Origin of the sequence: Streptococcus australis (genome assembly GCF_003943615.1) — a bacterium.
Lineage (GTDB): Bacteria > Bacillota > Bacilli > Lactobacillales > Streptococcaceae > Streptococcus > Streptococcus australis_C.
This window is the reverse complement of sequence record NZ_RJPZ01000002.1, coordinates 132,628-152,821: the sequence shown is the minus strand read 5'-3', so window position 1 is coordinate 152,821 and position 20,194 is coordinate 132,628. Positions and strand designations below refer to the sequence as shown.

Genomic DNA, 20,194 nt, shown 5'->3' with positions numbered 1-20,194 from the left:
TTTTCTCTTTTGCGAGAAAAATTCTTGGTTTCCTTTTTTAATTGCTTTATAATAGAGTCATACTGAGGCCTTCTGCTGTGATAAAGAAGGCAAGATTTTAGGAGATAAGAAATCGTGTTTGAATGCTCAGGGACATGATTTTACGATTTTTTACTAAAGGGAGATCAATATGGCAATGATAGAAGTGGAACATCTTCAGAAAAATTTTGTGAAGACAGTCAAGGAACCAGGGCTGAAGGGAGCGTTGCGTTCCTTTATTCATCCTGAAAAGCAGACCTTTGAAGCGGTCAAGGATTTGACCTTAGAGGTGCCCAAGGGGCAGATTCTAGGTTTTATCGGGGCAAATGGTGCTGGGAAGTCGACCACCATTAAAATGCTGACAGGGATTTTAAAACCGACATCTGGTTTTTGTCGGATTAATGGCAAGATTCCACAGGATAATCGCCAGGATTATGTCAAGGATATTGGAGTAGTCTTCGGACAACGAACTCAGCTATGGTGGGATTTGGCCCTGCAAGAGACTTACACGGTTTTGAAGGAGATTTACGATGTCCCAGACTCGCTCTTTCACAAGCGCATGGATTTTTTGAATGAAGTCTTGGATTTGAAGGAATTTATTAAGGATCCTGTGCGGACTCTTTCATTGGGTCAACGGATGCGGGCGGATATTGCGGCTTCCTTGCTCCACAATCCCAAGGTTCTCTTTTTAGATGAGCCAACTATTGGTTTGGATGTGTCGGTCAAGGATAACATTCGTCGGGCTATCACCCAGATCAATCAAGAGGAAGAAACAACCATTCTCTTGACCACTCACGACCTGAGTGATATTGAGCAACTCTGTGATCGGATTTTTATGATTGATAAGGGGCAAGAGATTTTTGATGGAACGGTGAGTCAGCTCAAGGAAACCTTCGGCAAGATGAAGACTCTTTCCTTCGATCTGATGCCAGGTCAAAGTCATTTAGTCTCTCACTATGAAGGCTTGCCTGATATGACCATCGATAGACAAGGAAATAGCCTCAACATTCAATACGATAGTTCCCGCTATCAGTCAGCTGATATTATCAAGCAAACCTTGTCTGATTTTGAGATTCGCGATTTGAAGATGGTGGATACGGATATTGAGGATATTATCCGTCGCTTCTACCGAAAGGAGCTCTAAGATGGTCAAATTGTGGCGACGTTATAAACCCTTTATCAATGCAGGGATTCAGGAGTTGATTACCTATCGAGTCAACTTTCTTCTTTATCGGATTGGCAATGTCATGGGTGCTTTTGTGGAATTTTATCTCTGGAAGGCTGTCTTTGATTCCTCGCAAGAGTCTTTGATTCAGGGTTTCAGTATGGCAGATATCACCCTCTACATCATCATGAGTTTTTTGACTAATCTTCTGACTAGGTCGGATTCTTCCTTTATGATTGGTGAGGAGGTCAAGGATGGTTCCATTATCATGCGTTTGTTGAGACCAGTGCATTTTGCAGCTTCTTACCTCTTTACGGAACTCGGATCCAAGTGGTTGATTTTTATCTCTGTTGGACTGCCATTTTTAAGTGTCATCGTATTGATGAAAATTTTATCTAGGCAAGGGGTTGTAGAAGTGCTAGGATTAACCATCCTTTATCTCTTTAGCTTAATCCTAGCCTACCTGATCAACTTTTTCTTTAATATCTGCTTTGGATTTTCAGCCTTTGTGTTTAAAAATTTATGGGGCTCTAATCTGCTTAAGAATTCTCTGATTGACTTTATGTCTGGGAGTTTGATTCCCTTGACCTTCTTTCCTAAAATCGTTTCAGATATTCTGTCCTTTTTGCCTTTTTCATCCTTGATTTACACTCCGGTTATGATTATTGTTGGAAAGTACGATGCTAGTCAGATTTTTCAAGCACTCGTTTTGCAGTTTTTCTGGCTCTTAGTGATGGTGGGCTTGTCTCAGTTGATTTGGAAACGAGTCCAGTCATTTATCACCATTCAGGGAGGTTAATATGAAAAAATATCAACGCATGCATCTGATTTTTATCAGACAATACATCAAGCAAATCATGGAGTACAAGGTCGATTTTGTGGTTGGTGTTTTAGGTGTTTTCCTGACTCAAGGCTTGAACCTCTTGTTTCTCAATGTACTCTTTCAACACATTCCATCGCTAGAAGGATGGACCTTTCAAGAAATTGCCTTTATTTATGGTTTTTCCTTGATTCCCAAGGGATTGGACCATCTCTTTTTTGACAATCTCTGGGCTCTGGGACAACGTTTAGTGCGAAAAGGAGAGTTTGACAAGTACCTGACTCGCCCCATCAATCCTCTCTTCCATATTCTGGTTGAGACCTTTCAGATTGATGCCTTGGGCGAACTCTTGGTCGGTTGCATTCTATTGGGAACAACAGTATCAAGCATTACTTGGACTCTTCCAAAATTCCTACTTTTTCTAGTCTGTATTCCTTTTGAGACCTTGATTTATACTTCCTTGAAAATTGCGACAGCCAGTATTGCTTTTTGGAGCAAGCAGTCAGGCGCCATGATTTACATTTTCTATATGTTCAATGATTTTGCCAAGTATCCTATTTCCATTTACAATTCGCTCCTTCGTTGGTTGATCAGTTTTATCGTGCCATTTGCCTTTGCGGCTTACTATCCTGCTAGCTATTTCTTGCAAGGCAAGAATGGGTTCTTTAATATCGGTGGTTTGATGTTGATTTCCCTTACCTTCTTTAGCATTTCCCTCAAACTCTGGGACAGGGGCTTGGATGCCTATGAAAGTGCTGGATCGTAAATAATAGAACACCAAAGCCTTGTCTCAGGACAGGCTTTTTTAATGGTGATGAAAATTTCTTGTTAATAACATTTTGACCACATAGTCTGCCAAGTCTACCGCATAAGCAAAACAGATTGTTTAGGATTTTTATTTCGGATATAGTAGTCATTGTCAAATGGAGATAAAGCTTCCTAACAAAATAGAAAACGAGGGAGTATCATGAAAAAGCCATTCTCAAAAAGAAGGGGGTCGCGGGCTTGTCAAAGATGAAAGCAGCTGATTTGAACCAAGCTTTAGCTGATCACTTTACTGAAGAAGAACTAGCACAAGAGTTCACGGTTCGGGGCTATCAGTTGGCGGAGAAAGGAAAGTAAGCATTGAAAGACTATCAAGCTATCATTGACCGTCATCCAAAGAAAAATCTATCATCAACAGTGCCTGAGTGGTACTGTTTTTGTTGTTTATTTCGCACAGGAGAGAAAAGGATTTTACTAGAGAACTAGCTTGGAAATGTGGTATAATAAAGGTTATGGCAAACAATAATCAATCAAAAAAAACACGGTCGACAAGACGACTGTCTAAAGCAGAAATAGAAAGAAAAAAAGCAATTCGCCGAATGATCCTGACGATTGTCTTAACTCTCGTCTTCATTTTCGCCTTTTTACGATTAGGAGCCTTAGGCTTAGTGACCTACAACCTTATCCGGCTCTTGGTAGGTAGTCTGGCTTATGTCGCAATGACGGCTGTTATTTTCTACCTCTTCTTTTTCAAATGGATTGAGAAGCATGAGGGAACCTTGTCGGGCTTTTTAAGTCTATTTGCAGGCTTACTACTCATGTATCAAGCTTACTTTGTCTCCCTTTTGAAACTGGAAGGTTCTTCAGTGGGACCAACCTTATCACGTATCTTAGGAGACCTCGTGCATCTTCGTGTCTCTTCTTTTGCGGGAGGAGGTTTGCTTGGTGCAATCTTGTACACGCCGATTGCCTTCTTGCTCTCTAATATTGGGACTTACTTTATCGGAGGACTCTTGATCCTATTAGGGCTTCTCTTGATGAGTTCTTATTCGGTTTATGACGTGTATGAGCAAGCTGTCGCAGCTTTCCACTCCTTTATGGAAAAACGGGAAGTTCGTCGCCAGGAGCGCTTTGCCGAGCGTGAAGAAAAGAAGGCCCTTCAAGCAGAAGCAGAGGAGGCCGCCCGCATCGAGCAACTTGCAGAAGCTAGTCCCCTGAGCACAGAAGGCTATCCTGTAGATCTTGAGACAGGTGAAGTTATTGAACCTGAGTTCGAAGCAGAAGTGCCTGCAAAGGAGGCCTACCCTCAGATCTATCTACCAAATGAAGAAGAAGGCTATTCGGAAGACTTGCCAGAAGACGATCCAGAGGAGATGGAAGAACTTACTGAGGAGGATATGGATGAAGAAGTCACTGTGGATTTCACGCCTAAGGAACTCCTTCAGTACAAACTTCCAACCATTGATCTCTTCGCACCTGACAAGCCTAAAAATCAATCCAAAGAGAAAAATATCGTTCGTCAGAATATCCGCATTCTGGAAGAAACCTTTGCAAGCTTTAACATCAAGGCGACAGTGGAGCGGGCGGAAATTGGTCCATCTGTTACCAAGTATGAAGTTAAACCGGCTGTCGGTGTGCGGGTCAACCGCATCTCCAACCTCGCAGATGATTTGGCCTTGGCCCTAGCAGCCAAGGATGTACGGATCGAAGCACCGATTCCAGGGAAGTCTCTGGTCGGGATTGAAGTCCCCAACTCAGAGATTGCGACAGTTTCCTTCCGTGAATTGTGGGAGCAATCCAAAACAGACCCAGCTAAACTCCTTGAGATTCCACTTGGGAAGGCTGTAGATGGTTCAGCTCGGACCTTTGATTTGGCCCGGATGCCCCATCTCTTGGTAGCGGGTTCTACCGGATCTGGTAAGTCGGTTGCGGTCAATGGGATCATTTCGAGTATTTTGATGAAGGCCCGTCCGGACGAAGTCAAATTTATGATGGTCGATCCAAAGATGGTGGAACTTTCTGTCTACAATGATATTCCTCACCTCTTGATTCCAGTTGTGACCAACCCACGCAAGGCCAGCCGAGCCCTGCAGAAGGTTGTTGATGAGATGGAAAATCGCTATGAGCTCTTCTCGAAAGTGGGTGCTCGAAATATTGCTGGCTTTAATGCCAAGGTTGCGGAGTACAATACCCAGTCTGAGATGAAGCAAGTACCCCTTCCCTTGATTGTGGTCATTGTCGATGAGTTGGCAGACTTGATGATGGTTGCAAGTAAAGAAGTGGAAGATGCGATTATTCGTCTTGGACAAAAGGCGCGTGCAGCAGGGATCCACATGATCCTTGCGACCCAACGACCATCGGTGGACGTTATTTCAGGCTTGATCAAGGCCAATGTGCCTTCCCGTGTCGCTTTTGCGGTATCATCTGGGACCGATTCACGGACCATCTTGGATGAAAATGGGGCGGAGAAATTGCTCGGTCGTGGAGACATGCTCTTTAAACCGATCGATGAAAATCATCCGATTCGTCTACAAGGATCCTTTATCTCAGATGATGATGTCGAGCGGATTGTGAACTTTGTCAAGGAACAAGCAGAAGCGGATTATGATGATGCCTTTGATCCAGGCGAAGTATCCGAGTCGGACTTTGACGGAGGCATGGGTGGCTCTGACGAGGGTGATCCACTCTTTGAAGAGGCGAAGGCTCTCGTGATTGAAACTCAAAAAGCCAGTGCGTCGATGATCCAACGTCGTTTATCGGTCGGCTTTAACCGTGCAACTCGCCTCATGGAAGACTTGGAAGCGGCAGGTGTTATCGGACCAGCTGAAGGAACCAAGCCAAGAAAGGTCTTGCAGACCAATTAATCTTTCTTTAAATGAAGAAGGAATGAGATAGTTGACAATAGCAAAAGCCTGCCTGTACAAGGGGCAGGTTTTGTTTACGAAAAAAAGAAAAGGAGAGCAGATGCAGCTCGATACTATTCACCATATTGCCATTATTGGACACGATTATGACAAAACCAGAGAATTTTATGTAGACAAATTAGGTTTTGAACCTTTAGACGAACACCATCGGCCTGAAAAGCAGGATATTCTCTTTAATATTCGAAAGGGAAATCTGACCTTGGAAATATTTATCAAACCAGATGCCCCAAAGAGACCCTTTCTCCCACATCCAGAGCATACCGGTCTCCGTCATCTGGCTTTTCGAGTAGAAGACGTTCAAGACTGTCTAGCAGAGTTTGACCAATTAGGAATCCCTCATACAGAGCTACGGGTGGATGATTTTGATGGACGCAAAATGGCCTTCTTCTTTGATCCAGATGGCTTGCCTCTAGAACTTCACGAATAGGTCTACAAAATCTTCGTTCTCTAGTCTGAAGCAAGAAGACATTCTTTTTGCTAAACTAGATATAGAAAAAAGAAAGAAGAAAATATGGAAGAGAAGCGATATAGCGGACTAACGAATGAGCAAGTCCAAAGCCGAATTAGACAAGGCAAACAAAATCGAGTAACCATCACGGCAGAAAAGTCGACGAGAGAGATTATTTATTCAAATGTCTTTACTTATTTCAACCTAGTCTTTGGTATTTTAGCGATCCTATTGATATTAGTGCGGTCTTGGAACAATATGTTATTTGTTCCTATTGTCGTCGTCAACTCCTTGATCGGGATTGTTCAAGAATTGCGGTCCCGTCGGATTTTGAATAAGATGCGCCTTCTTCAAGTGGAGAAAGCTCGAGTGATTCGTGAGGGAGAACGACTGGACCTTCCTGTCGACCAGGTGGTAGAGGGGGATGTCGTCTTGTTTCAAGCGGGGGATCAGATCTATGCGGATGCCAAGATTCTAGATGGCTCGATCATGGTCGATGAGTCCCAATTGACGGGAGAAGCAGATGAAATCCCTAAAACTGAGAATCAGAAACTCATGTCAGGAAGTTTTGTCATTTCAGGCCAGGCAGTTGCGGTCTTGGAACAAGTAGGAGATGCGTCTTATATCAATCAGCTGAGTCTCTCTGCAAAAAAAGTCGAGGGACACGAAGAATCCGAAATGGTTCATGCAGTGGACGGTCTTGTCCGAATGATCGGAATGATTCTCATCCCGATTGGCTTGCTTTTGTTCTTGCAGAGCTATCTAGGAAATCAAGAAACCCTCAAAGTTAGTATCACCTCTATGGTTGGTGCCATCATTGGGATGATTCCAGAAGGTCTCTACCTCTTAATGACTCTGGCCTTGGTGCTTGGGGCCACCCGTTTAGCCCTTCAAAAGGTCCTACTCAACAGTATGAAGGGAATTGAAACCCTATCCCGTATTGACGTCCTCTGTCTAGATAAGACGGGAACCATTACCGAACACAGGATGCAAGTGAGTGAGCTCCTCCCCTTGGTGCTAGAGGAAAAAGAAGGCAAAGAAATATTAAGTCACTATCTCCAAGCAAGTGAAGATCAGAATGATACCATCTCGGCCATTCGGCAGTATCACTCTGTCCAACCTGTCCAAGTATGGCCCGTTCAAGACCGCCTACCTTTTTCATCTAAGAAGAAATTTGGGGGCCTTCAGTTCCAAGAAGGAATCTACCTATTAGGGGCACCGGATGTTTTGCTGAGGGATGATCTCGATGCTTACCAAGACGTGTGGCAGCGAGAGATTGAACGAGGGGCGCGTGTTCTCATTTTGGGGCAATATCAAGGGGAACAGTTGACGGAAGTATTAGAAGCTCCAGTCCTCCCTCTTCTAGCCCTGGTCTTGGAGAATCCTGTACGAACGACTGCTCCTGAAACCTTTGCTTATTTCCAAAAACAAGGGGTGACCATCAAGGTTATTTCAGGGGATCATCCTGTGACAGTTGCTGCCGTAGCTCAGAAAGCAGGCATTCCAGATGCGGATCAAGTCGTAGATGCGAGTCAGCTCAGGATCCGTGAGGAGGTAGTAGAGGCAGCACGAATCTACACAGTCTTTGGGCGAGTTAGTCCAGAACAAAAACAAATCCTCGTAGAGAGCTTGCAAGAGGATGGCCATAAGGTTGGGATGACAGGGGATGGGGTCAATGATATCCTCGCTATGAAAAAGGCAGATTGTAGTATTGCTATGAATACGGGACATGATGCGACCAAAAAGGTAGCTCAGGTTGTACTTTTAGATTCAGACTTCTCCCACATGCCGTCGATTGTGGATGAAGGTCGCCGAGTGGTTAACAATATTCAGCGTTCGGCTAGTCTCTTTTTGGTCAAGAATATCTTTTCAATTTTGTTGGCTATTCTGGCTATTCTCTTTAGTTTCACTTATCCCATTCAAGCTTCTCAAATGTCCTTGATCAGTGGATTTACCATTGGAATCCCCGGTTTCTTACTAGCCTTGGAGAAGAATCGTGCCCGGATAGAAGGAGACTTTGTTGAGACTGTGATAGAGCAAGCTCTTCCAGCTGCCTTGACCAATCTCCTTTCAGTCCTTTTCCTTGTGGTTCTGGGTCCTTTCCTTGGATTAAGTCAGGGAGAGATTTCGACCATCTCCATCTACTTGCTGGCTTTGATTGGATTTACAAAAGTATACCAACTCAGTCTTCCCTTTAATCATGTAAAATTGGGAATCATTCTTCTTAATGTAGCAGGTTTTTCTTTATCGGTCTTTGTTTTTTCTTCCATTTTCAATCTTAGTCGTCTTCATTTTACGGGTTGGATTTTGACCCTTGTTTTAGGGTTGGTCATGGAAGGAGTCTTATGGTTGATGAATCGTCTTGTCTATAACTTGGTGACCCATCGGCATAAGTCTAGAATAAAATAAAAAAAACGGTATGAATTACGATTTTAGTTCATACCGTTTTATTATTGTTATATTTCAGATGAAGAGACTGATTGTCATAATGAGGTAAAGGAAAAAGGTAATGAGGAAGCCTGCTCGCCAAAAGTACTTAAAAAACTTTGGATAGTAAAAACTGCGTCTCTTTTTCAAAAAATAAATGGTTAAGCCAATAGCTAGAAGAGACAAGGCCAATAATAATTGAGGCAACAAATTATGGTAGTAAGCTGCATCTGAAATTAAATAGTACTCTAGCGCGAACAGAGGAAAAGCCAGGTCGGCAAAATTCCAGCCATAACGGCGCAGTTTAAAGACTCGAATAATAATCCCACTGAGAATGAGGGTCAAAAAAACAAATACAAGGGAAGCAACTTTTATTAACATACCTCCATTTTATCACAAAAGAAAAAAAAGTGTGATGAAAATGAAATTTTTTCTTGCATTCGGAAGAAAATAGTGTATAATAGAAAGGTATGCGCAGAGCATACTTGTGGGAGGTAAAAATCTGTAATTACCGCCAAAACCACAAAGGAGGATTTAAGAAATGGCTAAAAAAGTCGAAAAACTTGTAAAATTGCAAATCCCTGCTGGTAAAGCTACTCCAGCTCCACCGGTTGGACCAGCACTTGGTCAAGCAGGTATCAACATCATGGGATTCACTAAAGAGTTTAATGCTCGTACAGCTGACCAAGCTGGTATGATTATCCCAGTTGTGATCACTGTTTATGAAGATAAATCATTTGATTTCGTTACAAAAACACCACCAGCTGCTGTTCTTTTGAAAAAAGCTGCAGGTGTTGAAAAAGGATCAGGTACACCTAACAAAACGAAAGTTGCAACAGTTACTCGTGCACAAGTACAAGAAATTGCTGAAACTAAGATGCCAGATTTGAACGCTGCAAACATTGAGTCTGCAATGCGTATGATCGAAGGTACTGCTCGTTCTATGGGATTCACTGTTACTGACTAATTGTAACAATCCTATTTGCCCGCAATACACTTGATCATGAGACGAGTGACGTGGGAGATGAAAATCGATATGACCACATTACAAGGAGAAAGATAAAATGGCTAAAAAAAGCAAACAACTTAGTGCTGCACTTGAAAAAATCGACAGCACAAAAGCATACAGCGTAGAAGAAGCTGTAGCTCTTGCAAAAGAAACTAACTTTGCAAAATTTGACGCAACTGTAGAAGTTGCATACAACTTGAACATCGACGTGAAAAAAGCTGACCAACAAATCCGTGGTGCAATGGTATTGCCAAACGGTACTGGTAAAACTGCTCGCGTTCTTGTATTTGCACGTGGTGCAAAAGCTGAAGAAGCAAAAGCTGCTGGTGCAGACTTCGTAGGTGAAGATGACCTTGTTGCGAAAATCAACGATGGTTGGTTGGACTTCGACGTTGTTATCGCTACACCTGACATGATGGCTCTTGTTGGACGTCTTGGACGTGTCCTTGGACCACGTAACTTGATGCCAAACCCTAAAACTGGTACTGTAACAATGGATGTTGCTAAAGCAGTTGAAGAGTCTAAAGGTGGTAAAATCACTTACCGTGCAGACCGTGCAGGTATCGTTCAAGCGATCATCGGTAAAGTGTCATTTGATGCTGATAAATTGGTTGAAAACTTCAAAGCTTTCAACGATGTCATCCAAAAAGCAAAACCAGCTACAGCTAAAGGTACTTATGTAACTAGCTTGACTTTGACTACAACTCAAGGTCCTGGTATCAAAGTGGATGTTAACTCACTTTAATTAGAAATGAAAGCTACCTTCGGGTAGCTTTTTTGATTATTCTTTGAATGAATTCAAAAAATATATTCGACATTTAGCGGGGGATAGAAGTTGGAAGGTTTAAAATTTTTTGATAGATATTACTATATAAAAAACGCTTTTTGTGGTAAAATAATACAGATTAAAGAAGGAGTGACAAAATGGTAGAACCTAAGTATAAACGAATCTTAATTAAGTTATCAGGTGAAGCGTTAGCTGGTGAGCGTGGTGTCGGAATTGATATCAAGACGGTTCAAAAGATGGCACTAGAAATCAAAGAAGTTCACGATCTTGGGGTTGAGATTGCTCTCGTCATTGGTGGGGGTAACCTTTGGCGTGGTGAACCTGCTGCAGAGGCAGGAATGGATCGTGTACAAGCAGATTATACTGGAATGCTTGGAACAGTTATGAATGCCTTGGTAATGGCGGATTCTCTTCAACAAGTTGGAGTAGATACTCGGGTCCAAACAGCGATTGCTATGCAACAAGTCGCTGAGCCTTATATCCGTGGCCGTGCCCTTCGTCACTTGGAAAAAGAGCGGATTGTTATCTTTGGTGCAGGTATTGGTTCTCCATACTTCTCAACGGATACAACGGCTGCTCTTCGTGCTGCTGAGATTGAAGCAGAAGCGATCTTGATGGCCAAGAATGGGGTAGACGGTGTTTACAATGCAGATCCTAAGAAAGATAAGACAGCTGTGAAGTTTGAAGAGTTGACTCACCGTGATGTGATTAATAAAGGTCTTCGTATTATGGATTCGACAGCATCAACCATTTCAATGGACAACGATATTGACTTAGTCGTTTTCAACATGAATGAGCCTGGCAATATTAAACGTGTTGTCTTTGGAGAAAATATCGGTACCACCGTTTCAAATAATGTAGAAAAATAAGGGAGTTAGAAGAATAAAATGGCAAATCCAATTGTAGAAAAAGCAAAAGAAAGAATGACTCAGTCTCACCAAAGTTTGGGACGTGAATTTGGAAGTATCCGTGCAGGTCGTGCAAATGCAAGTCTCTTGGATCGTATCTATGTTCAATATTACGGAGTTGATACTCCATTGAATCAAATCGCATCCATCACCATTCCAGAAGCTCGTGTGATGTTGATTACACCTTTTGACAAGTCTTCATTGAAAGACATTGAGCATGCTTTGAATGCATCTGATCTTGGTATTACTCCAGCTAACGATGGTTCTGTTATCCGTTTGGTCATCCCAGCTTTGACAGAAGAAACACGTCGTGACTTGGCCAAAGAAGTGAAAAAAGTTGGTGAGAATGCTAAAGTAGCCATCCGTAATATTCGTCGTGATGCAATGGATGAGGCGAAAAAGCAAGAAAAGGCTAAAGAAATCACTGAAGATGAATTGAAGGGTCTCGAAAAAGAAATCCAACAAGTAACGGATGATGCTGTGAAACATATCGATGAAATGACAGCACACAAGGAAAAAGAATTGCTTGAAGTCTAATCATTTCCAGCAGTTTACAAAGGAAATGAACTCAGTTGGCACCGCTGGCTGAGTTTTATTTCCATTAAGAGGCTATTGATTAGCATTAGCCAGAAAGAAGGAAGAAATGAATACCAATCTCGCACATGATATCGTGGGCCTTGTTACGGATGAGAATGACCGCTTTTACTTTGTCCAAAAGGATGGGCAGACCTATGCCTTGGACAAGGCTGAAGGAGATCATGCTCTTGGAGAATCTGTCAAGGGCTTTGCCTACACGGATATGAAGCAACGTTTGCGTTTGACCACTCTAGAAGTCACAGCTCGTCAGGATCAATTTGGCTGGGGGACAGTAACTGAAGTTCGCAAGGACCTGGGTGTGTTTGTCGATACGGGCCTACCAGACAAGGAGATTGTCGTCTCTCTGGATATTTTGCCAGAAATCAAGGATCTGTGGCCGAAAAAAGGCGATAAACTCTTTGTTCGCCTGGAAGTCGATAAAAAAGACCGGATCTGGGGTGTCTTGGCTTACCAAGAAGACTTCCAACGGATTGCTCGTCCAGCCTACAACAATATGCAAAACCAAAACTGGCCAGCCATCGTCTATCGCTTAAAGCTTTCAGGAACCTTTGTTTACTTACCTGAGAACAATATGCTGGGCTTTATCCATCCAAGTGAGCGGTATGCAGAACCCCGTTTGGGTCAAGTCCTAGATGCTCGGGTCATCGGTTTCCGAGAAGTGGATCGGACCTTGAACTTATCACTGAAGCCACGCTCGTTTGAAATGCTGGAAAACGATGCGCAGATGATTTTGGCCTACTTGGAAGGCAATGGAGGCTTTATGACCTTGAATGACAAGTCCTCTCCAGAAGAGATTAAGGCAACCTTTGGGATTTCCAAAGGACAGTTCAAAAAAGCTTTGGGAGGCTTGATGAAGGCGAAAAAAATCAAGCAAGACCAGTTTGGAACCGAATTAATCTAAGAGGAGTCCTATGAGGAAATCATTTTATACTTGGTTGATGACAGAGCGCAATCCCAAAAGCAATGCTCCCAAGGCCATTTTAGCAGATCTAGCTTTTCATGAGTCTGCCTTTCCAAAACATACAGATGATTTTGATGAGGTGAGTCGCTTTCTGGAAGAGCATGCCAGTTTCTCTTTTAATCTAGGAGATTTTGACGCGATTTGGGAAGAATACCTAGGTCATTAAGCACAAGAAAATCAAAATGGGCCGGGGATGGTCAATTCTCGGTCTCTTTGTTATAATAGAGAAAACTTACAGAAATAGAGAGGTTCTTTATTTGAAAGAACATTCAATTGATATTCAATTAAGTCATCCAGACGATCTCTTCCACCTATTTGGATCCAATGAACGTCATTTGCGTTTGATGGAGCAAGAATTTGGAGTGACTATTCATGCTCGGACAGAAATCGTCCAAATCATTGGGGAAGAAGAAAGCCGCGAGCAAGTTCGTCAGGTTATCCAAGCCCTCTTGGTTCTTGTTAACCGTGGTATGACTATCGGAACGCCGGATGTGGTGACGGCTATTCAAATGGTCCGCAATAATGAGCTGGATAAGTTCATCGCTCTATATGAAGAAGAGATTATTAAGGATAGTTATGGCAAGCCCATTCGGGTTAAAACGCTGGGGCAAAAGATCTATGTCGATAGTGTCAAGCACCATGATGTCACATTTGGAATCGGACCAGCGGGGACCGGGAAAACCTTCCTAGCGGTGACCTTGGCCGTGACCGCCCTCAAGCGTGGTCAAGTCAAGCGCATTATTTTGACCCGTCCAGCTGTAGAAGCAGGAGAAAGCCTTGGTTTCCTTCCGGGGGATCTCAAGGAAAAAGTAGATCCTTATCTTCGTCCAGTCTACGATGCTCTTTACCAGATTTTAGGAAAAGACCAGACCACTCGGATGATGGAACGGGAAATTATCGAGATTGCCCCTTTGGCCTATATGCGGGGTCGTACCTTGGACGATGCCTTTGTCATTCTCGATGAAGCGCAAAATACCACTATCATGCAGATGAAGATGTTCTTGACCCGTCTTGGTTTTAACTCCAAGATGATTGTTAATGGGGATACCAGCCAGATCGACCTTCCTCGAAATGTCAAATCCGGCTTGATTGATGCTCAGGAGAAGTTGAAGAACATTTCTCAAATTGACTTCGTGCATTTCTCTGCCAAGGATGTCGTCCGCCATCCGGTAGTAGCAGAGATTATCCGAGCTTATGAGCCCATCCCAAATCCAGTATTAAAAGAAAAACTGGATGTAGAAGAAGCAGAATAAAAAGAGAGTGGGACAGAAATCGGCAATTCGTTAGAATTCGCTTTCGTCGTCCCACCTCCGCACAGTTGAGTAGGGCTGTAAAAGCTCATGAAATCAGCGTAGTAGAGCCTACTCAACCACTGCGTCTTGCTCGACAATCCAAAGACAATTGAGAGGCTAGGACTTTTGTCCCAGCCTCTTTTGAATGTTAGAAATTAAACCAATTCATCAATTGGTGTGAAGTCGCGCTCTAGGCCTTCTGCAACCGGTTGGCTAGTGATGTGGCCTTGATAAGTAGTAACCCCTTGGCGTAAGCCTTCATCAAGGGCGATAGCCTTATGGAAACCTTTTTCAGCTAAAGCTTCCACATAAGGAAGGGTTACGTTGGTAAGGGCGATGGTAGAAGTGCGAGCGACAGCACCTGGAATATTGGCAACGGCATAGTGGAGCACGCCATGTTTTTCGTAAACAGGCTCCGTATGCGTTGTCACACGGTCTGCTGTCTCAATAACTCCACCTTGGTCAACTGCAACATCGACGATGACAGAACCTGGACGCATTTGTTTGACCATATCGTCCGTCACTAATTTAGGAGCTTTTGCACCAGGAATCAAGACAGCCCCGATGACAACATCGGCATCACGGACGCTGGCTTCAATGTTAAATGGGTTGGACATGAGGGTTTGGATTTGGTGACCGAAGACATCTTCCAGTACAGACAAACGTTTGGCACTGATATCCAAGATGGTGACTTGGGCACCGAGTCCAAGAGCGATACGAGCAGCATGGGTTCCAACAACCCCACCACCAATGATGGTGACTTTTCCTTTAGGAACACCAGGTACTCCACCTAGGAGGACGCCTGATCCTCCTTCTTGTTTGGTCAGGAAATGAGCCCCGATTTGCACGGCCATCCGTCCAGCAACCTCACTCATTGGGACCAAGAGTGGTAATTGTCCTTCAAGATCTCGCACGGTTTCGTAGGCTACCCCCGTTGTCTTAGCAGCGACCATAGCATCTGCTAATTCAGGAGCAGCAGCCATGTGCAAGTAAGTGAAGAGCAAGAGGTCTTCACGAAGGAAGCCGTATTCTTCAGCGAGTGGTTCCTTTACTTTAACGACCAATTCAGCTGCCCAAGCCTCTGCAGCAGTCGCAACGATAGTGGCCCCTTGTTTAACGTAATCTTCATCAGCAAAGCCAGAACCGAGTCCAGCATTGGTTTCTACCAAAACCTGGTGACCTTTGCCTACCAAGCTGTGTACGCCAGCTGGTGTCAAACCGACACGATTTTCATTGTTCTTAATTTCTTTTGGAATACCGATTAACATGATTATTTCTCCTTGCTTAGATATAGGTGTAAAAAGGCCATTGGTGTGAGATTGCTCTCCTAACTCAATGACCTTTTCACTCCTCATCCCAATTTTCTAACCGAATGGTTTTATTTTATATAAAAGCTAGTTAAAAATCAAGAAAAAATTTTAGATTGCCTTCCTTTATGTTTTCTGCTAAACTAATCCCTAATGAAGGAGTGTTAAATGGAAAATTTATATGTGAAGTTAGCGGCTTATCGTGAAATGGAAACAGAGCGTTTACGTTTGCGTCCGGTTACTCTTGAGGATGCACCGGCTATGTTTGAATACGCTTCTGATGAAGCCGTTACGCGCTATACTTTTACAACCAATCACAGTCTTGAAGAGACGCGGAATAACATCGCCCTCTTTTACCTAGCTAGCCCACTTGGAAGATGGGGGATCGAGCTCAAAGAAAATGGAAAATTTATCGGGACGATTGATTTACTGGATTTGGATCTTTCTCTGAAGAAGGGGAGTATCGGCTATGTTCTGAATAAAGACTATTGGAACCAAGGTCTTGCGACAGAAGCTACCAAGACAGTGATTGCTCTAGCTTTTGAACAGTTAGGGATGAACAAGCTCATTGCCGTTCATGATAAGGAAAACCCAGCTTCTGGACGGGTGATGGCCAAAGCAGGGATGCAATTTTCCCACGAAGAAGCTTATGCGATGCTAGACCCGCATGAAAAAGGGCGAATGGTGACGAGAGTCCATTATGTCCTCACGAAGGAAGAATATTTGGCAGAAAAATGAGTCAGGATATTGACAAAAGGCCTATCTCCATGATATAGTAGATAGGTACTGCTGGTTTAGCTCAGTCGGTAGAGCGCATCCATGGTAAGGATGAGGTCGCCGGTTCAATCCCGGCAACTAGCATAGTAGAAGAGAGAAGCTTAGAGAGGATTTAGGCTTCTTTTTTGTGTCCTATCTTCTAACAGGGAGTCTATTGGTAGACTCTTTTTCAACAATTTTCAAAAAAACGTTGACAAGCATGGAAATAAGTGGTAAAGTTATAGCAACAAAGAGAAAGGAGAAAACCATCATGAACAAAGGAAATGTTTTGATGACACAATTAAATACACAACTTCTCCAATCTCAGTTGAGTTCGATTTAAAAAATGAATGAAACCCAAGGTGGAGGAGTCTGTCTTGGGTTTTTTGTATGCATTTTTGCCTGCCTTAACTGAATTGGTGATAGGCATCAGAAGGCCCAAGTGTGGACTGAGCACGCTCTCAGCTCCTTGCTTGGGTTTTTTCTGTGCCAAATTGAAAGGGGAGAAGATGATAGGAGCCTTATGGAAGTACATCTGGGAACATAAGTGGCTGTATCTCAGTATCGCTGTGGTCCTAGTGATTTATGATTATACGATTTTAATACCGACTCAAGTCATTCAACGACTGGTCGACCAGCTGAGTAAGCAGACCTTGACCCAGTCAAGTTTTGCAAGAGATATTGGTCTCTTGTTAGGAGCCACTTTTTTAAATTACATTTCCGCCTACTACTGGCATTTGAAGCTGTTTCAAGCTTCGGTCCATTACAAGGCCAAAATACAGGGTCAAGCTTTTCGCAAGCTCGTAGCCATGAGGCGCCCCTTCTATGAAAAGTTTCGTTCAGGGGATATCTTGACTCGTTTTACCACTGATGTAGACGGAATGATGGGGATGGTTGGCTATGGGATGCTAATTGTCCTTTATGGGGGAGGTTTGTTTCTCTTTATCATTCCAGCTATGTTTTTGATATCCTGGCAGTTGAGTCTGATTTCTTTCATTCCAATGAGTTTTCTGGTTTTATCAACCTATCTCTTAGGGAAAAAGGAAGAAATCTATGTGGATGAAAACCGTGATGCGGTGGCCCACTTGAATGATGAAGTTTTAGAATCTATCGAAGGAATTCGGGTCATGCGGGCCTATAGCCGAAAGGAGCGTCAAGTTCGACAATTTCAAGAACGGACAGAAAGTTTGGCTAAGACCGGGGATAAGATTGCCTCTATTCAAAATGCCTTTGGTCCCTTTGCCCTCTTCTTTATTGGGGTTTCTACTGTCCTTCTTTTGGTCTGTGGGGGTCACTTCTTGAAAACTGGACAGATTAGCTTGGGTCAACTACTAGGCCTGGAATTGTATCTAGTAGCCTTGATTGAGCCGATGTGGATGCTAGCCGATTTTATCCTGGTCTATCAAACCGCCAAGACCTCCCATAAAAAATTGTCAGAATTGGTCGAAGAGGATGATGACTTGGAAAGGGATGGTGAAGACTGGCTAGAGGAACTTGATGAGGTGGTTTTTGACGACTATTCTTTTACCTATCCCATGGCGGAGAAGGAGAGCCTTTCGCAGATTTCTTTGCGGTTTAAAAAAGGGCAAACCATCGGGATTGTGGGCCGGACAGGAGCCGGAAAGACAAGCTTGGTCCGTCAATTCCTACGGCAATACCCACTTGGACAAGGGACCTTTACCATCAATGGGCAAGCTGTTGCTCGTTACGTGAGACGTTCTATTGAAGAAAAAATTGGTTACGTCTCTCAGGAACACATTCTATTTTCTAAGTCTATTCTAGAAAATATTTCCCTTGGTAAGAAGGGAGCTAGTCAAGAGGACATCATGGATGCGATCGCTCAGGCAGCCTTCGCAGATGATTTAGAACGGATGTCGGATGGTCTGGACACTCTGATTGGAGAAAAGGGAGTATCCGTATCGGGAGGACAGAAGCAGCGGATTTCTCTGGCACGTGCCTTTTTACGTGATGCCCAGTTGCTCCTCTTGGATGATTCCTTATCCGCAGTAGATGCCAAGACGGAACAGGCCATTATCGAAACGATTCAAAAAGAGCGACAAGGAAAGACAACCTTGATTGTCTCTCACAGACTCTCAGCTGTCCATCAGGCGGATTGGATCCTTGTTTTAGATCAAGGACGGATTGTGGAAGAAGGAACAGCTAGTGATTTACTGGCTCAAGAAGGTTGGTATTATGAACAATACCAACGGCAACAAAGACAGGAAGGAGAATAAGATGGGTATTTTAAAACGACTATTACAAAAACTATCGCTTTTTCCTGGTATTTTTGGGCTTGGTTTCATCTGTCTTTTGCTGGCAACGATTTTGTCAGATCTGTCTCCGTTTATTCTGCAAAAGATGATTGATGGTCCCTTGACAGCCTTGAGTCAGGGAGGAGAGTTAGGAGCACTCTATCCTATGGGGGGGCTCTATCTGATTGTTTTGGCAGTGGGCCAGATCGTCAGTTATATAGGAAATAGGGTTTTGATTCATGGAGGCAATAAGGTAACTGCGCAGCTACGAGACCAAGCCTTCCTCGTGATGCAGCAACTACCGATTTCCTACTTTGATGATAAGCCAGCAGGGAAAATTGCAACCCGCATTGTGAATGATACAGAGACCTTACGGACCCAATTTTATAATTCCTGTATGTATTTGGTGATTCATTTGATGCGTTTCTCCTTTATCATGGGGGTTCTCTTTTATATCAATCCCATAATGGGTCTCCTCTTATGCTTGATTTTTCCTATCTTTTACGGGATTCAGTCCTTGTATAAGCATATGACAGACAAGCCTATGAAAGACTTTTTTGATTCCAGAAGTGAGATTAATACCCAGGTAAATGAACTGCTTCATGGAGCTAGTATGATCCAACTCTATGGACAAGAAGAGCGCGTGATTGATGAGTTTGACCAAACGACAGAGAAGATGACCGTGGCCAATGATCGTCTAGTTTTAGCAGACTCCATTGCCTCTTGGACCCTGACAGAATTCTTGAAATACATCGTCATTGCAGGAATATTAACCATTGCAGGTCTATCCTATCTTGGGGGAAATTTGGGGATGACTGCTGGTTTCTTGTTTATCAATCTCAATTATGTCATTCAGCTTTTTGATCTCATGGCCAACTTGATTCGTCGTCTTCCGGATATTAGACGCTCTCTGGAAACAGGACAGCGGGTCTTGACTTTCCTAGATGAAAAGATAGAGGCAGATACAAGAGCAGAGATCAAAATTGACAAGGCGGCTGTGGAGTTTGATCAAGTCACTTTTGCCTATGAAGAGGGCAAGCCAGTCCTAAGGGATATTGCTTTTCAGGCTAGTCCCGGGGAAACCATCGCCCTTGTGGGTCATACAGGTTCGGGCAAATCCTCTATCATGAACTTGCTTTATCGTTTTTATGATCCGCAGGAGGGAGAGATTCGGATCGACGGCCAGGACATTCGCCATTTCTCTAGAGAGAGTCTGCGGTCCCACATGGGAATTGTCTTACAGGATCCCTATCTTTTCTCTGGGACTATTGCTAGCAATGTGGCCATGAGTCAAATAGATATCGATCGTGATCGCGTCTTGGATGTTCTAAAACAAGTCGGTGCCCTACCTATGATAGAAAGGCTGGAAAAGGGAATCGACCATCCAGTGGTTGAAAAGGGCTCCGCCTTCTCAAGTGGGGAGCGTCAATTGATTTCCTTTGCTCGAACCCTCTATATGAATCCGAAAATTTTGATTCTGGATGAAGCGACCTCCCACATTGATACGGAGACAGAGGAGATTATTCAACAGGCCATGGCAGTCCTACAGAAAGGTCGGACCACCTTTATCATTGCCCACCGCTTATCGACCATTCAAGATGCGGATCAGATCTTGGTCCTATCAGAAGGACGTATTGTCGAACGTGGGCAACATGCAGACTTAATTGCCTATGGTGGCATTTATGCCCAGATGCATGCCATCCAACAGACGGTTGAATAAAAGGGTATTCTTCAAATAGTAAAAGTAGCGTGTATTCT

Annotated in this window: 18 protein-coding genes and 1 tRNA gene; 17 read left to right on the top strand and 2 right to left on the bottom strand. The window is 43.4% G+C overall.

The features are described 5' to 3' along the window. The first annotated feature begins 169 nt into the window (after positions 1–169). From D8785_RS02590 to D8785_RS02565, 6 genes are all read left to right on the top strand, one after another. Entirely contained in the window at positions 170–1,162 is a 993-nt protein-coding gene (locus D8785_RS02590) for an ABC transporter ATP-binding protein (protein ID WP_120701722.1), read from the top strand. 1 nt (position 1,163) lies between these two features. Then, complete coding sequence (locus tag D8785_RS02585) at positions 1,164–1,982, top strand: ABC transporter permease (RefSeq protein ID WP_023027121.1); 819 nt, start codon at positions 1,164–1,166, stop codon at positions 1,980–1,982. A gap of 1 nt (position 1,983) precedes the next feature. Then, positions 1,984–2,769 (top strand): ABC transporter permease, encoded by a 786-nt coding sequence (locus tag D8785_RS02580; protein WP_125374381.1) that lies wholly within the window; start codon positions 1,984–1,986, stop codon positions 2,767–2,769. A gap of 511 nt (positions 2,770–3,280) precedes the next feature. Beyond that, positions 3,281–5,632 (top strand): DNA translocase FtsK, encoded by a 2,352-nt coding sequence (locus tag D8785_RS02575; protein ID WP_125374380.1) that lies wholly within the window; start codon positions 3,281–3,283, stop codon positions 5,630–5,632. A 100-nt stretch (positions 5,633–5,732) separates the two neighbouring features. Beyond that, entirely contained in the window at positions 5,733–6,119 is a 387-nt protein-coding gene (gloA2, locus tag D8785_RS02570) for an SMU1112c/YaeR family gloxylase I-like metalloprotein (RefSeq protein WP_125374379.1), read from the top strand. Positions 6,120–6,203: 84 nt separating this feature from the next. After that, positions 6,204–8,549 carry an HAD-IC family P-type ATPase gene (locus D8785_RS02565; RefSeq protein ID WP_125374378.1) on the top strand — a complete coding sequence of 782 codons (2,346 nt, stop codon included), beginning with the start codon at positions 6,204–6,206 and terminating at the stop codon, positions 8,547–8,549. Between the two features lie 54 nt (positions 8,550–8,603). On the opposite strand, the gene D8785_RS02560 is transcribed toward D8785_RS02565, so the two are convergent. Next, positions 8,604–8,948 (bottom strand): DUF3397 family protein, encoded by a 345-nt coding sequence (locus tag D8785_RS02560; RefSeq protein WP_125374377.1) that lies wholly within the window; start codon positions 8,946–8,948, stop codon positions 8,604–8,606. A 160-nt stretch (positions 8,949–9,108) separates the two neighbouring features. Between D8785_RS02560 and rplK the strand changes: the two genes are divergently transcribed. From rplK to D8785_RS02525, 7 genes are all read left to right on the top strand, one after another. Continuing rightward, positions 9,109–9,534: a 50S ribosomal protein L11 gene (gene rplK, locus D8785_RS02555; protein ID WP_006595850.1), complete on the top strand. Its 426-nt coding sequence runs from the start codon at positions 9,109–9,111 to the stop codon at positions 9,532–9,534. Between the two features lie 97 nt (positions 9,535–9,631). Beyond that, positions 9,632–10,321, top strand: a complete 690-nt coding sequence (gene rplA / locus D8785_RS02550) for a 50S ribosomal protein L1 (protein ID WP_125374376.1) — start codon at positions 9,632–9,634, stop codon at positions 10,319–10,321. A gap of 179 nt (positions 10,322–10,500) precedes the next feature. Continuing rightward, entirely contained in the window at positions 10,501–11,232 is a 732-nt protein-coding gene (pyrH, locus tag D8785_RS02545) for a UMP kinase (protein ID WP_125374375.1), read from the top strand. Between the two features lie 18 nt (positions 11,233–11,250). Beyond that, a complete protein-coding gene (gene frr, locus D8785_RS02540; protein ID WP_125374374.1) occupies positions 11,251–11,808 on the top strand; it encodes a ribosome recycling factor in 558 nt (185 codons plus the stop codon). Positions 11,809–11,914: 106 nt separating this feature from the next. Further along, the gene (gene cvfB, locus D8785_RS02535; protein WP_125374373.1) at positions 11,915–12,769 is read left to right on the top strand and encodes an RNA-binding virulence regulatory protein CvfB; all 855 of its coding nucleotides are present in this window, start codon (positions 11,915–11,917) and stop codon (positions 12,767–12,769) included. Between the two features lie 10 nt (positions 12,770–12,779). Continuing rightward, positions 12,780–12,995, top strand: coding sequence for a YozE family protein (locus D8785_RS02530; protein WP_120701728.1), 216 nt, complete (start codon positions 12,780–12,782; stop codon positions 12,993–12,995). A gap of 91 nt (positions 12,996–13,086) precedes the next feature. Then, the gene (locus D8785_RS02525) at positions 13,087–14,082 is read left to right on the top strand and encodes a PhoH family protein (RefSeq protein WP_185759613.1); all 996 of its coding nucleotides are present in this window, start codon (positions 13,087–13,089) and stop codon (positions 14,080–14,082) included. Positions 14,083–14,276: 194 nt separating this feature from the next. On the opposite strand, the gene ald is transcribed toward D8785_RS02525, so the two are convergent. Beyond that, positions 14,277–15,389: an alanine dehydrogenase gene (gene ald, locus D8785_RS02515; protein ID WP_125374371.1), complete on the bottom strand. Its 1,113-nt coding sequence runs from the start codon at positions 15,387–15,389 to the stop codon at positions 14,277–14,279. 207 nt (positions 15,390–15,596) lie between these two features. Between ald and D8785_RS02510 the strand changes: the two genes are divergently transcribed. The 4 genes from D8785_RS02510 (at position 15,597) to D8785_RS02490 (ending at position 20,156) form a co-directional block, all read left to right on the top strand. Beyond that, complete coding sequence (locus D8785_RS02510; RefSeq protein ID WP_125374370.1) at positions 15,597–16,166, top strand: GNAT family N-acetyltransferase; 570 nt, start codon at positions 15,597–15,599, stop codon at positions 16,164–16,166. Positions 16,167–16,216: 50 nt separating this feature from the next. Beyond that, positions 16,217–16,289 (top strand) — tRNA-Thr (locus tag D8785_RS02505). 404 nt (positions 16,290–16,693) lie between these two features. Next, positions 16,694–18,418, top strand: a complete 1,725-nt coding sequence (locus D8785_RS02495) for an ABC transporter ATP-binding protein (protein WP_125374369.1) — start codon at positions 16,694–16,696, stop codon at positions 18,416–18,418. Between the two features lies 1 nt (position 18,419). After that, positions 18,420–20,156: an ABC transporter ATP-binding protein gene (locus tag D8785_RS02490; RefSeq protein WP_125374368.1), complete on the top strand. Its 1,737-nt coding sequence runs from the start codon at positions 18,420–18,422 to the stop codon at positions 20,154–20,156. The last annotated feature ends 38 nt before the right edge of the window (positions 20,157–20,194 follow it).

Coding starts and splice junctions, on each gene's coding strand:
- D8785_RS02590 (WP_120701722.1), top strand. CDS start 170: ATGGCAATGATAGAAGTGGAACATCTTCAGAAAAATTTTGTGAAGACA.
- D8785_RS02585 (WP_023027121.1), top strand. CDS start 1,164: ATGGTCAAATTGTGGCGACGTTATAAACCCTTTATCAATGCAGGGATT.
- D8785_RS02580 (WP_125374381.1), top strand. CDS start 1,984: ATGAAAAAATATCAACGCATGCATCTGATTTTTATCAGACAATACATC.
- D8785_RS02575 (WP_125374380.1), top strand. CDS start 3,281: ATGGCAAACAATAATCAATCAAAAAAAACACGGTCGACAAGACGACTG.
- gloA2 (WP_125374379.1), top strand. CDS start 5,733: ATGCAGCTCGATACTATTCACCATATTGCCATTATTGGACACGATTAT.
- D8785_RS02565 (WP_125374378.1), top strand. CDS start 6,204: ATGGAAGAGAAGCGATATAGCGGACTAACGAATGAGCAAGTCCAAAGC.
- D8785_RS02560 (WP_125374377.1), bottom strand. CDS start 8,948: ATGTTAATAAAAGTTGCTTCCCTTGTATTTGTTTTTTTGACCCTCATT.
- rplK (WP_006595850.1), top strand. CDS start 9,109: ATGGCTAAAAAAGTCGAAAAACTTGTAAAATTGCAAATCCCTGCTGGT.
- rplA (WP_125374376.1), top strand. CDS start 9,632: ATGGCTAAAAAAAGCAAACAACTTAGTGCTGCACTTGAAAAAATCGAC.
- pyrH (WP_125374375.1), top strand. CDS start 10,501: ATGGTAGAACCTAAGTATAAACGAATCTTAATTAAGTTATCAGGTGAA.
- frr (WP_125374374.1), top strand. CDS start 11,251: ATGGCAAATCCAATTGTAGAAAAAGCAAAAGAAAGAATGACTCAGTCT.
- cvfB (WP_125374373.1), top strand. CDS start 11,915: ATGAATACCAATCTCGCACATGATATCGTGGGCCTTGTTACGGATGAG.
- D8785_RS02530 (WP_120701728.1), top strand. CDS start 12,780: ATGAGGAAATCATTTTATACTTGGTTGATGACAGAGCGCAATCCCAAA.
- ald (WP_125374371.1), bottom strand. CDS start 15,389: ATGTTAATCGGTATTCCAAAAGAAATTAAGAACAATGAAAATCGTGTC.
- D8785_RS02510 (WP_125374370.1), top strand. CDS start 15,597: ATGGAAAATTTATATGTGAAGTTAGCGGCTTATCGTGAAATGGAAACA.
- D8785_RS02495 (WP_125374369.1), top strand. CDS start 16,694: ATGATAGGAGCCTTATGGAAGTACATCTGGGAACATAAGTGGCTGTAT.
- D8785_RS02490 (WP_125374368.1), top strand. CDS start 18,420: ATGGGTATTTTAAAACGACTATTACAAAAACTATCGCTTTTTCCTGGT.